The sequence below is a fragment of the Pseudomonas sp. GW821-FHT12A04 genome, assembly GCF_058807755.1.
The window spans coordinates 281,545-293,604 of record NZ_JBXAQZ010000001.1 but is presented as its reverse complement, the minus strand read 5'-3'; the positions used below and the strand labels follow the sequence as shown (position 1 = coordinate 293,604).

Annotated in this window: 9 protein-coding genes and 1 pseudogene; 1 reads left to right on the top strand and 9 read right to left on the bottom strand. The window is 61.2% G+C overall.

Annotation, left to right across the window (positions count from 1 at the left end; genetic code table 11):
- Nucleotide 1: 1 nt before the first annotated feature.
- The 3 genes from AC1RS8_RS01205 to AC1RS8_RS01195 are packed head-to-tail and all read right to left on the bottom strand — an operon-like array spanning nucleotide 2 to nucleotide 1,768.
- Nucleotides 2–277 carry a phosphopantetheine-binding protein gene (locus tag AC1RS8_RS01205; RefSeq protein WP_057712313.1) on the bottom strand — a complete coding sequence of 92 codons (276 nt, stop codon included), beginning with the start codon at nucleotides 275–277 and terminating at the stop codon, nucleotides 2–4.
- Complete coding sequence (locus AC1RS8_RS01200) at nucleotides 255–1,067, bottom strand: lysophospholipid acyltransferase family protein (RefSeq protein WP_057712312.1); 813 nt, start codon at nucleotides 1,065–1,067, stop codon at nucleotides 255–257. Before AC1RS8_RS01200 ends, AC1RS8_RS01205 begins: the two co-directional genes overlap by 23 nt.
- The gene (locus tag AC1RS8_RS01195) at nucleotides 1,043–1,768 is read right to left on the bottom strand and encodes a beta-ketoacyl synthase chain length factor (protein ID WP_090452742.1); all 726 of its coding nucleotides are present in this window, start codon (nucleotides 1,766–1,768) and stop codon (nucleotides 1,043–1,045) included. The genes AC1RS8_RS01200 and AC1RS8_RS01195 overlap by 25 nt, the downstream gene beginning before the upstream one ends.
- Nucleotides 1,769–2,123: 355 nt before the next feature.
- Between AC1RS8_RS01195 and AC1RS8_RS01190 the strand changes: the two genes are divergently transcribed.
- Nucleotides 2,124–2,894 (top strand): ParA family protein, encoded by a 771-nt coding sequence (locus tag AC1RS8_RS01190; RefSeq protein ID WP_015093167.1) that lies wholly within the window; start codon nucleotides 2,124–2,126, stop codon nucleotides 2,892–2,894.
- Nucleotides 2,895–3,023: 129 nt separating this feature from the next.
- Here the strand turns inward: AC1RS8_RS01190 and trxC are convergent, their stop codons facing one another.
- From trxC to AC1RS8_RS01160, 6 genes and pseudogenes are all read right to left on the bottom strand, one after another.
- A complete protein-coding gene (gene trxC / locus AC1RS8_RS01185; protein WP_489339624.1) occupies nucleotides 3,024–3,458 on the bottom strand; it encodes a thioredoxin TrxC in 435 nt (144 codons plus the stop codon).
- 73 nt (nucleotides 3,459–3,531) lie between these two features.
- Nucleotides 3,532–4,995: a protein adenylyltransferase SelO gene (selO, locus tag AC1RS8_RS01180; RefSeq protein ID WP_489339625.1), complete on the bottom strand. Its 1,464-nt coding sequence runs from the start codon at nucleotides 4,993–4,995 to the stop codon at nucleotides 3,532–3,534.
- Nucleotides 4,996–5,043: 48 nt separating this feature from the next.
- Nucleotides 5,044–8,412 (bottom strand): mechanosensitive channel MscK, encoded by a 3,369-nt coding sequence (gene mscK / locus AC1RS8_RS01175; protein WP_489339626.1) that lies wholly within the window; start codon nucleotides 8,410–8,412, stop codon nucleotides 5,044–5,046.
- A gap of 34 nt (nucleotides 8,413–8,446) precedes the next feature.
- Complete coding sequence (locus tag AC1RS8_RS01170; RefSeq protein WP_057712307.1) at nucleotides 8,447–10,189, bottom strand: potassium/proton antiporter; 1,743 nt, start codon at nucleotides 10,187–10,189, stop codon at nucleotides 8,447–8,449.
- A 218-nt stretch (nucleotides 10,190–10,407) separates the two neighbouring features.
- On the bottom strand, nucleotides 10,408–11,271 hold the full coding sequence (locus AC1RS8_RS01165) for a methyl-accepting chemotaxis protein (protein WP_371318461.1): 864 nt from the start codon (nucleotides 11,269–11,271) through the stop codon (nucleotides 10,408–10,410).
- Nucleotides 11,263–12,018: pseudogene (locus AC1RS8_RS01160) on the bottom strand (MCP four helix bundle domain-containing protein); the annotation flags it as partial. The gene AC1RS8_RS01165 and the pseudogene AC1RS8_RS01160, both read right to left, overlap by 9 nt.
- Between the last annotated feature and the right edge of the window lie 42 nt (nucleotides 12,019–12,060).

The window sequence follows — 12,060 nt, the reverse complement described above, 5'->3', positions numbered from 1 at the left end:
CTCAAGCTGCCTGTTTTGCGCTGACGAACGCCGCAAGGCTCGCCACGTTACTGAAGTGGTTGCGTGTGTCCTTGGCATCGGCGTCGATTTTGATGCCGTACTTTTTCTGGATGGCCAGGCCCAGTTCCAGGGCGTCCACCGAGTCCAGGCCCAGGCCTTCGCCGAACAGCGTCTGCTCGTTGCCGATGTCTTGGGCGCTGATGTCTTCGAGGCCCAGGGCGTCGATGATCAGTTCTTTGATTTCCAGCACCAGGCTAGGGGTGTTCAGATCGCTCATCTTCGGCGAGCTCCTTGATGAAGTAAGAATGCAAATAATCGTTGAGCTTGCGCGAGGCCTGCGGAGCCGGCCCCTGCGTGGCGAAGGTCTTTGGGTCTATATCGGCCCCGACCCGGAAACTGAAGTGCACGCGCCGCTTGGGGATGCGATACCAGGGTTCGGCCTTGGTCAATGTGGTCGGGCTGACCTTGATAATGACCGGGGTGAGGATTTTCGCACCACGCAGGGCGATTGCCGCGCCGCCCCGATGAAAGGCCGGCGGCTGGCCGGGCTGAGTGCGCGTACCTTCCGGGAAAATGATCAGGGTCTGACCGTCTTTCAGCGCGTCGGCAGCCGCGTCGAGCATGTCCATGCTGCCGTCGTTGCTGATGTATTCGGTGCAGCGCAGCGGCCCGCGGGTGAAGGGGTTTTCCCAGAGGCTTTGCTTGACCACGCAGTTGGCGTGACGCACCAGGCCGATCAGAAACACCACGTCGATCAGCGATGGGTGATTGGCAATGATCATTTGCCCGGGGCGACCGAGTTTTTCCGCACCCTCGATGTTATAGGTCAGTACCCCGGTACGGGCCATGAAACGCACAAAAATCCAGAAACAGCGGCTGACCGTTTGCCGGGCCCGCAGCCGATGGGTTCGGGCGTCGCCCGGCAGCCAGTTCAGTACAGGGAAAATCACCAGGCGCAGGCACAGCCCGCCCAGCCCGAACAGGGCGAAGCTCGCGGCGGTGGCCAGCAAACGCCAGTAATAGGCGTCGCGGTTTTTCTCGGTCATGGGTTGCGTTGCCAGGTCCATACACGATTTTTCCAGGCATGTTGGCAGGTGGTTTGCTGGCCGAGCAGCGCACACAGCAGATTCAGCGCGTGAGGCCAGCGGGGTTTGGACAACGCATCCGAGGGGCTGTTCAGGGACAACTGCCAGTCGGTACCGGGTGTGATCAGCAAGCCGACGGCATAAGGGAACGGCACGTCGTCGATCCAGGTCGAGTAAGCCTCGGGTGGCTTCTCTTCGGTGACCACCAGCAGTACCGCGCGAGCGCCTTCAGCCAGCAGCGCGGCAGCTTCAAGCATGCCGTGTTCCAGGCCATCGCCTGCGGCGGCCAGGGCGGTCATTTCGCTGGTTTCACCCCGCATGATCGACCACAAGCCAATGATCGCGTTATGCACCGACAAGCTGAACCGGGTCGGCGACAGCGGCTGGTCGGCGGCCAGATCACTGAGAATATCGACGGTGCGGGGCGTTTCGCCGTGACGGGAAACAAAGACCAATGGCAGATCCTGCCGACCTTCGGCCAAAGGCCAGCCGACACTGAATGCCATGCGCGCCAGACGGCTGAGCCGTCGACGCTGCATGGCCGGCAGAAAGGAAACGTCGGGAGCGGCATCGCTGTCCGGCAGCACGACCGGTTGTCGGCACCAGGCCTGCCAATCGGACACGCTATCAAGCCCCGGGGCCCAGGCGCGCCATTGGGCGATGTTGAAGTTGATCACAGACATTCATCCCACCCTCACGGGCTTACTTGACGCGGGGGAGTGGCCGAGGGCCGAGACTTACCCTGCGTGGCGTTTGGCGCCGAGTGGCGCGCATTATCCCGGTGCCGGGAACGTGTAGCAAATGCTGGTTACATTTTGCTCAGAAGATGAAGCGGCTGGTTCGCAAAAATTGAATGATTGGCAACTATTCACAGAATTATTACCCCGTCTGTCGGTTCTGGCGTCGAACCGCCGGGCCGCTCAGGGCTTTTCATGCAAGAGAAGGCAACTGACTGTGTAGTCCTTGCACTGGTGAGGTAGCGTAGCCATACCGTGGACCACTACACTCGGTCATTCTTTGATACACGGAGGTTTTGACATGCGGCGCGTGGTGTTCAATCAGAAAGGTGGCGTTGGCAAATCCAGCATTGCCTGCAATCTGGCGGCAGTCAGTGCCAGCGAGGGTTTTCGCACCTTGTTGGTGGACCTCGATGCCCAGGCCAACTCCACTCAGTACCTGACGGGGCTCACCGGTAGCGATATCCCGATGGGCATCGCCGATTTCTTCAAGCAGACGCTGTCTTCCGGGCCGTTCTCCAAAAAGAATCAGGTCGACATCTACGAAACCCCGTTCGATAACCTCCATGTCATTACCGCCACCGCCGAGCTGGCGGACTTGCAGCCAAAGCTTGAAGCCAAGCACAAGATCAACAAGCTGCGTAAGTTGCTTGAAGAGCTGAGCGAAGACTACGACCGGATTTACCTCGATACCCCGCCAGCGCTGAATTTCTATGCGGTTTCAGCGTTGATTGCCGCCGATCGTGTGCTGATTCCCTTCGATTGCGACAGTTTTTCACGCCAGGCACTGTACGGCCTGATGGCGGAAATCGAAGAGTTGAAGGACGACCATAACGAAGGCCTGGAAGTCGAAGGCATCGTCGTCAACCAGTTCCAGGCCCGCGCCAGCCTGCCCCAGCAAATTCTCGATGAGCTGATCGCCGAAGGCCTGCCGGTGCTGCCGGTGTACCTGGCCAGCTCGGTACGCATGCGTGAATCCCACCAGGCCAATACGCCGCTGATCCATCTCGACCCGCGGCACAAACTGACCCAGCAGTTTGTCGAGCTGCACAATCTGCTGGAAAACGCCTGATTCTGGCGGATAACACAGAACCCCTGTGGGAGCGGGCTTGCTCGCGAAAGCGGTGTATCAGGCGACACCTCTTTTGAATGTCAGCCCGCCTTCGCGAGCAAGCTCGCTCCCACATGGTTCCGTGTTGTTTCAGATGCCTTGACTACGCAACCAGCTCATCAGTTGCTGTAACGGGAACGCCCCGCTCTGCCGGGCGACTTCCCGGCCGTTCTTGAACAGGATCAGGCTCGGAATCGAGCGAATTCCCAACTGCGCCGACAACTGCTGGTTCGCCTCGCTGTCCAGCTTGGCCAGGCGACACTTGCCCGCCAGTTGCCCGGCTGCCTGCTCGAACACCGGTGCGAACGACTTGCACGGCCCGCACCAGTCCGCCCACACATCCACCAGCAGCGGCAGATCGCCCTTGATCTGGCTGGCGTAGTCGCCTTGCTTCAATTCAAACGGTTTGCTCAACAGGACTTCGGCCTTGCAGCGCCCGCATTTCGGGTGGTCGTTGAGGCGCTCGGCCGGGATGCGGTTGAGGCCGTTGCAGAGAGGGCAGGGGATGAGGAGTGGGTCGGTCATGACAAATCGTCCAATCGAAAGCGAATGATCCATATCTGGAGACATGACTCCAGATTTTCAATCGTGCAGTGCCTCACGACGAACAACTGATCTCCAGATGCTTGCCCCATTCCGGCGGCCGCTCGGCGTAGCTTTCCATCCCCGGTTGTTCCTCGAACGGATTGCTCAGCACCGCGTGCAGTCGACGGACTTCCGAGTAGTCGCCGTTCTGCGCTGCCTCGATGGCCTTTTGCGCCAGGTAGTTGCGCAGGATGTACAGCGGGTTGACCGCGTGCATCCGCTGGCGGCGCTGCTCTTGATCAAGCGTGCCTTCACGGGAAACCCTGGCGACGTAGAGCTCGCCCCAGGCGTCAAAGCCCTTGAGGTCGACGAAGTCATCACGCAAGCGGGTGATGGCCTGTTCCGGCGTTTGATCACCCAAACGGCGGAAAAACAGGCTGTAGTCGACGCCGCTGTTTTGCATCAGTTGTAGCAGGTTCTCCAGCAGTTTCTGGTCGTCATCCTCGGCGGTGGTCAGGCCGAGGCGGCGGCGCATCAGGTCCAGGTAATGGGCCTGGAACAGTGGCAGGTACAGGCCGAGGGTTTCGCGCAGGGCCTCGACGCTGATGAACGGTGTCAGGGCCTGGGCCAGGGCGCTGAGGTTCCACTGGCCAATCGGCACCTGGTTGCTGAAGGAGTAACGGCCCTGGTCGTCTGAGTGATTGCAGATGAAGTTGGCGTCGAAGTCATCGAGGAACGCAAATGGGCCGAAATCGAAGGTGATGCCCAAGATCGACATGTTGTCGGTGTTCATCACCCCGTGGCAGAAGCCATAGGCCTGCCATTTGGCGATCAGTTCGGCGTTGCGCTCCACCACTTCGCGGAACATCGCCAGGTACGGCTCCGGTTGTTCCAGGCACTGCGGGAAGTGCATGGCCAGCACGTGATCACCCAGCTCTTTCTGTTGCTCGGGGCGCTTGGTGTAGTAGAAATATTCGAAGTGTCCGAAGCGCACATGGCTCGGCGCCAGGCGCAGGATCATGGCTGCGCGTTCCTGCTTTTCGCGCCACACCGGGGTGTCGGAGCCGATTACGCACAAGGCGCGGGTGGTCGGGATATTCAGTGCGTTCAGGGCTTCGGAGGCGAGGAATTCGCGGATCGACGAGCGCAGTACCGCCCGGCCATCACCCATGCGTGAAAATGGCGTCTGGCCGGCGCCCTTGAGGTGCAGGTCCCAGTGTTCGCCGGCCTCGTTGTACACCTCGCCGAGCAACAGGCCGCGACCGTCGCCCAATTGCGGGTTGTAGGAACCGAACTGATGTCCGGAATAGACCATCGCCCTTGGGATTGCGTCGGCCCAGAGCTTGTGGCCGCTGAACAGTTCGGCGAACTCCGGGGTTTCGGCCACGCTCGGGTCGAGGTCCAGCAGCGCCATGGCGGCGGGGCTGGCCACGACCAGGCGTGGATTATCGATGGGCTCGGGCAGCACATGGGCGGAAAACGCATCGCCCAGGCGGTCGAAGCGGTTATCGAAGGTGAGTTCGTCGAGGGCTTTCAAGGGCCGGCTCCAGCAGAATGTCCGAGCATTCTGCTGGGGAAAGGCCGGTTAGTCGAGTTTGGCGGCGGGCGGTTCTTGCGCGGGCCTGCCGTCGACGATCGGCACGATGGTTTTCGCTTCCGGCTCGATCGGCACCATCTTGTATTCCTGGCCGTGCAGGTTCTTGAGGTAGACCTCCATCTGCCGGAACGAGATGTTGATGTGCTGCTTCTTGAACTCGCGGTTGATGAAGCGGTTGACCTCGTCGAGCACCGGGTTGCGGTCGCCGAGGTCGCGCACGTGCATGCGCAACTCGTGGTCGAGGGTGCTTTCGCCGAAATTCAGGAAGTACACGTGGGGCTCCGGGTCTTTCAGTACGCGCGGGTTTTCGCGTGCGGCCTTGAGCAACAGCTCTTTCACCAGATCCAGGTCCGAGCCGTAGTCGACGCCGAGCTTGAGGGTCACCCGGGTGATGGTGTCGGTCAGTGACCAGTTGATCAGTTGTCCGGTAATGAACGTCTTGTTCGGGACGATGATGTCCTTGCGATCGAAGTCGGTGATGGTCGTGGCGCGGATGCGGATCTTGCTCACGGTGCCCGACAGGTTGCCGATGGTGATGGTGTCACCGATCCGCACCGGACGTTCGAACAGGATCATGATGCCGGAAATGAAGTTGGCGAAGATCTCCTGCATGCCGAAACCGAGGCCGACCGACAGCGCCGCCACCAGCCATTGCAACTTGTCCCAGCTCACGCCGAGGGTCGACAGCGTCGAGACGAAACCGACGCCGGCGATCACGTAGGACAACAACGTGGTGGTCGCGTAGGCGCTGCCCTGGGCAAGGTTGAGCTTCGACAGCACGAACACTTCGAGCAAGCCCGGCAGGTTGCGCGCCAGGGCGAAGGTGATGCCGATGATGATCAGTGCGCCGAGCATGTCGCCGATGCTGATCGGTACCATGCTCATGTTGGCGCCGGTACCGCTGGTGTATTCGTAGAGGGTGACGTTGTCCAGATACGAGAACACCGTGATCAGGTCGGCCCAGACCCAATACAGTGCCGCCATGAAGCCGCCGAGCAGCGCCAGGCGGATCAGGCGCAGGGACTGTTCGTTGACCTTCTCGATGTCCATGCTCGGCTCTTCGATCACCGCTTCGCCGTCTCCGGCCTCTTTGGCGGCCAGCCGTTTGGCCAGGGCGCGCTGGTAGGCCAGGCGCCGGGCCGCCACACTGAGGCCGCGCACGAAGGTGGCTTCGATCACCAGCCAGAACATCAGCAGGTACAGGGTGTTGATCAAACGGTCGCTGAGTTTCAGTGCGGTGTAGTAGTAGCCGAAGCACACCGCCACGAACAACGCGACGGGCAGGGCGGTGAACAGGATCCCCACCAGTTTGCGGAACAGCGAAGCGTTTTCGTGGGTCGGGCTGCTGATGAGCAGGCGGCTGAGCAGCAAGGTCATCAAGGCGTAGCAGATCAGCACCACCGGCATGCCGAGCACGTCATCGGCCAGTGCCGCCGGTTGCAGTTCGGCAACGGCGACTACGGTCACCAGTGCCATGACCACGATGCCGAGGCGGCGGATCCATCTGCGCAGGAATTCCACCTGGGGCTTTTCCCAGCGGAAATGCAGTTCTGCCACGCCACCCGGCGCGAGGATCCGGTAGGCGGTGTAGAACACCAGCCAGGCCCCGGCCATTTGCAGCAGCGCCGCGCCCATATTGGCGTTCTGCCCACGGGCGTCGATTTGCAGGGCCAGCCCGCACAATGCGAGGCCCAGTGAAACCGGCATCGCCAGGAGAATGTTGATCAGAATTGCCTGCGGCGTATGCCACTGGCTATCGCGTTTGAAGTGACCGATGTCCTGGTGAACCTTGTTCAGTCGCGCGTATAGACTCTTGCGCCGCCACAGCAGTGCGCCGATCAGCAAGGCCAGTGGCAGGAACAGCAGCGGGCGCTGGGTCAGGCCGTCGGTCAGTTCGCTCAGGCTTGAAAGTACCGGCAGCGTATCGACTTGCCGCTGGAGGCGATCCGGCACACTGTGAATCCACTCCAGGTCCAGCGGCTTGTTGCTGGGAATCCAGAACATCTGTTCATCGAGGGTCGCCCGCAGGCTTTGCGCGGTGCTGAGCAATTGCTTCTGGTTCAGTTGCAGGGTGATGGATTCATTGAGCACCGCGCTCAGTTCGCGGTTGAGTCGCTCCAGCAGGTCGGCGCGGGTGGTGGCCAGTTCCATCAGGCTTTTGCGCAGCTGCGACGTGACTTGCTCGGGGGGTTGGGTCGACAGCAGGTTTTCGACGTAGGTGGTCGGATTGCTCAGCAATTCCCGTTGCTGGCTGACTTCGAACTGATACAGGCGAATGTCGGCGATCTGATCGGCCAGGTTGCGGTCGAGCCGCAGGCGCGGCAGCGCCTGTTTCTGTTTGTAGAGAATCTTCGAGAGCAGCAGGCTGCCTTTGAGCACGTTGATTTGCTCGTCCAGGGCCGCATCGCTCTGGGTCAGGCTGTCCAGCTGCTGCTTGGTCTGCAGGTTCTGCTGGGTGACTTCGTTGAGGCGGTCGGTGCTTTTGAGCAGGTAGTCCGAGAGCTTCAGGTTGGCCGCGCTTTCGGTGGCCAAAAGGCTGCTGCCGCCGGCCTTCTGCGCTTCGATGGATTGCTGGGTGACCGTTTCCTGGGACAGCGCCAGACGCTTCTGGTTGATCAGGGTTTGCAGTTCCTGGATTTCCTTATCCAGGCGGTCGGATCGCTCCGACAACAAGTCATGCTGGCTGTTGCCGAGGTCTTGCAATTGGGTATTGCCGGCCAGTTCCTGTCGCCGCAGCGGTATCAGGGCGTTCAGCGCCGCCAACTCGGCATTGAGCTGGTCGCGCTGCTCGGCGCTCAGGGTCTTGCCGGCGTCCTTGCCGTTCTTGAGGATGGTGTTGATCTGCTGAATGCGCGTCTGGCTGCTGGATATCTCCGCCTGGGCGCGCTCGGGGCGGGTCTGGGCGGTGATGATCAGGCTGTTGGCATCGGCCAGGGCCTTTTGCAGGTCGCTTTGCTGGGTGGAGCGCTCGGTGAGCAATTGTTCAAGCTGCTGGATCGGTTCCTTGGCGAAACGCTGCGCCACCGGCACCACGGCACTGGCCTTGAGGCGGGTCAGTTCACGCTGGTTCTCGATGGTCTGTTTGGGCGCATTGCTCAATTGCTGCTTGAGCGCGACCAGCTTCTGCTCGTAGTCACGCTTGTTGTTGAGCTGGCTCAGCGTACCTTGCAGGACCGATTGCAGGGCCTTCAGATCGGCTTCCGGCAGTTTGCGGTCGGCGATCTTGTCCAGGCTCGCTTGCACGGCTTCGCTGGAAGGCGGTTCGGCCGCTTGCGCCGCTTGCGATAAACCAAGGGTGCTGACAGAGAGACTCAAGCCCAGCAGGGCGACGGCGAAAATGGAGCGCAGATTAGGCATAAAGACCGGTCAAGCAAGTGATAGTGGAAGCAGTTTAGAGGAAGAGTCCGGGACCCGGGCGACTTCCTTCGGGGAATCTGACGCCCACTTTACCGATCTTGTTCCCGTCCATGACGGCCACGGTCCAAATGGTGTTGTTCCATTCCACCTGGTCACCCACCACCGGCGCGCCGCCAACCTTCTGGGCAATGAAGTGGCCCAGGGACATGTCCGGATCGATGCCTTCGACCTTCAGGCCATAGAGGGCCGCAACCGCGGCCAGCTGGGCGTCTCCTTCAAGTACGAAGTCGCCGAAGAAGCGCAGATCGAGGCCCCGTTGTGGCGCCTGGCTGAAGAGTTTTCCGAGGGCCGGCAGGTTGTGTTCATGGCCGATAACACACAACAAATCATCGACTTCCAGCACTGTACTACCCGACGGATGGAGCAATTGCTGGCCACGAAACAGGGCGGCGATACGGGTGCCTTCGGGCATATTCAGCTCGCGAAGGGGCGAACCGATGCACCATTTTTCCGCGCCCAGGCGATAGACGAACAGTTCCCACTCGCTGGTGACGTGCACTTCCAGGGCCGAGCGGGAGATGGGTGCAGGCTCCGGGGGCACCGTCACCTTCAGCAGCTTGGCGACCCACGGCAGGCTCGTGCCCTGAACCAGCAGCGATACCAGCACGATAAAGAACGCGAGGTTGAAGTAGAGCTGAGCGTTGGGCAGGCCGGCCATCAGCGGGAACACCGCGAGAATGATCGGGACCGCGCCGCGCAAGCCGACCCAGGAAATGAATGCCTTCTCGCGACCATGGAACGCCTTGAACGGCAGCAGGCCAACTATCACCGACAGTGGCCGGGCAAACAGAATCATCCACAGCGCCAGGGCCAGTGCCGGCAAGGCGATAGGCAGCAGGTCGTGGGGCGTCACCAGCAGCCCCAGCACCAGGAACATGCCGATCTGCGCCAGCCAGGCCATGCCGTCGAGCATGTGCAGGATGCCGTGGCGGCTGCGCACCGGACGGTTGCCGATCACCAGGCCGCAGATGTATACCGCCAGGAAGCCACTGCCGTGCAGGGCGTTGGTCAGCGCAAACACCACCAGGCCGCCGGCAATCACCAGGATCGGATACAGGCCGGTGGCCAGGTTGATGCGATTGACCAGTTGCAGCATGAGCCAGCCACCGCCCAGGCCGATGACGCCGCCGATGCCGAACTCGCGCAGCAAGTGGGTCAGCAGGCTCCAGTGCAGGCCGGTCTGGCCGCTGGCGAGCATGTCGATCAGGGTGACGGTGAGAAACACTGCCATCGGGTCGTTGCTGCCGGATTCGATCTCGAGGCTGGCGGTTACCCGTTCGTTCAGGCCCTTGCCGCCCAGCAGCGAGAACACCGCGGCGGCGTCGGTAGAACCGACGATGGCGCCGATCAGCAGGCCTTGAATCAGGTTCAAGTCGAACAGCCACGCGGCCGCCATGCCGGTCAGCCCGGTGGTAATCAACACCCCGACCGTCGCCAGCGACAGCGCCGGCCATAACGCCACGCGGAAACTCGACACCCGCGTGCGCAAGCCGCCGTCGAGCAGGATCACCGCCAGCGCGAGGTTACCTACCAGATAAGCCGTGGGGTAGTTATCAAAAAGAATGCCGGCGCCATCGACACCGGCCGCCATGCCGACGGCCAGGATGATCACCAGAATCGGGATGCCGAGACGGGACGAAAGTGAGCTCACCAGAATGCTCGCACCTACCAGCAACGCGCCGATCAAGAACAGGCTGTTGATGGTCGTCGCATTCAAAGGCAGTACTCCAGAAAGCTGAAAGGCGGGCGCAAACTGACCATGCAGTCTGCGTGCCAGCGATTCTAACCTGTTGAAATGTGATGCTGTCAAAAAGCTTTGTAGGAGCGAGCCTGCTCGCGATGGACGTCAACGATAACGCGTACTGTCTGGATCAGCGCGTTGTCCTTGATGCCTTCGCGAGCAAGCTCGCTCCTACAGGGGGCGGTGTTGGCGGATTACAGGCTAAACCGCCCAACCAGGGTGTTCAGGTCTACCGCCAGGCGCGACAGCTCATTGCTCGCCGCACTCGTCTGATTCGCCCCGGTGGCCGACTGCACCGACAGGTCACGGATGTTAACCAGGTTGCGATCCACTTCACGGGCCACCTGTGCCTGTTCTTCAGCGGCGCTGGCGATCACCAGGTTGCGCTCGTTGATTTCGACGATGGCGCTGTTGATGGTGTCCAGCGACATCCCGGCGCCGCGGGCGATGTTCAGGGTCGATTCGGCGCGTTCGGTGCTGTTGCGCATCGAATCCACCGCATGCTCGGTGCCGCTCTGGATGCTGCCGATCATGCGTTCGATCTCGCTGGTCGACTGCTGGGTGCGGTGAGCCAGGGCTCGTACCTCGTCGGCCACCACCGCAAAACCACGACCGGCCTCACCGGCGCGCGCGGCCTCGATGGCGGCGTTCAAGGCCAGCAGGTTGGTCTGGTCGGCCAGGCCACGGATCACATCCAGCACCTTGCCGATGTCACGGGACTCGTTGGCCAGGTCGCCGATCAGGGTCGCGGTGCTCTGCACGTCGGCGCTCATGCGTTCGATGGCGCTGACGGTTTCCTGCACCAGGTCACGGCCGTCACCGGCAGATGTGGTGGCGTTCTTCGAGGCCTCGGATGTGCTGACCGCGTTACGCGCGACTTCTTCCACGGCGCTGGTCATTTCGTTGACTGCGGTGGCAGCCTGTTCGATTTCGTTGTTCTGCCGGGTCAGGCCACGGGCGCTTTCGTCGGTAACGCTGTTGAGTTCTTCGGCAGCGGATGCAAGTTGCGTGGCCGAGCCGGAAATGCGCTGCAGCGTGTCGCGCAGCTTTTCCTGCATCTTCGACATGGCCAGCAGCAAACGGCCGGCTTCATCCTGGCCGTCAACGGTGATCGGGCGCGTCAGGTTGCCTTCGGCAATCTGTTCGGCGGCGCCCAGGGCATTGGCGATCGGTTGGGTGATGCTGTTGGTCAGCAACCAGGCGAGCAGCAGCGTCAAGGCGGTGGCGATCACCAACAGGGTGATTACCAGGTTGAACGCCGAATCGTATTGATCCGCCGACTGCTGGTTGGTGTCGTGGCTCTGCTGGGTGTTGATCTCCAGCAGGCGGTTCAACACGGTGTTGACCGCTTCGGAGTTGTTGAGCAAATCGGTGTTGAGCAGGCTGCGCAATTCATCGACCTGATTGTTGCGCGACAGGGTCTTCATCCGGTCTTCGATCTGGCGGTATTGACCCAGCAGCTGTACGTATTGATCGTAGGCCGCACGTTCCTGCGGGCTGGCGATCAGCTTTTCGTAGGTTGCCTGGGCCGTGCGAATCTGCTGGTTGCGCGTCTCCAGCAGTTCCATGGTTTTCTGCTGCACATCAGGCTCGCGGTTCACCAGCAAGCGATAGGACAACACCCGCAGGCGCAAGGTGAGCTGGGTGAAGTCGTCCAGGCTCTTGATGCTCGGCACACTGTTGTTGGTGATGTTCTCGGCCGCGCCGCGGATCTTGCTCATCTGATTCAAGGCAAACACCCCCAGAACCATCATCAAGCCGCCAATCAGGGCAAAGCTGAGGAACGCCCGAGGGGCGATATTCATATTACGAAGGGACATGGCAATCACCGAGAAGAGCGCATCCGC

Excerpts from the sequence above, each read along its gene's own strand:
- AC1RS8_RS01205 (WP_057712313.1), bottom strand. The coding sequence starts at position 277 with ATGAGCGATCTGAACACCCCTAGCCTGGTGCTGGAAATCAAAGAACTG.
- AC1RS8_RS01200 (WP_057712312.1), bottom strand. The coding sequence starts at position 1,067 with ATGGACCTGGCAACGCAACCCATGACCGAGAAAAACCGCGACGCCTAT.
- AC1RS8_RS01195 (WP_090452742.1), bottom strand. The coding sequence starts at position 1,768 with ATGTCTGTGATCAACTTCAACATCGCCCAATGGCGCGCCTGGGCCCCG.
- AC1RS8_RS01190 (WP_015093167.1), top strand. The coding sequence starts at position 2,124 with ATGCGGCGCGTGGTGTTCAATCAGAAAGGTGGCGTTGGCAAATCCAGC.
- trxC (WP_489339624.1), bottom strand. The coding sequence starts at position 3,458 with ATGACCGACCCACTCCTCATCCCCTGCCCTCTCTGCAACGGCCTCAAC.
- mscK (WP_489339626.1), bottom strand. The coding sequence starts at position 8,412 with ATGCCTAATCTGCGCTCCATTTTCGCCGTCGCCCTGCTGGGCTTGAGT.
- AC1RS8_RS01165 (WP_371318461.1), bottom strand. The coding sequence starts at position 11,271 with ATGCAGGAAAAGCTGCGCGACACGCTGCAGCGCATTTCCGGCTCGGCC.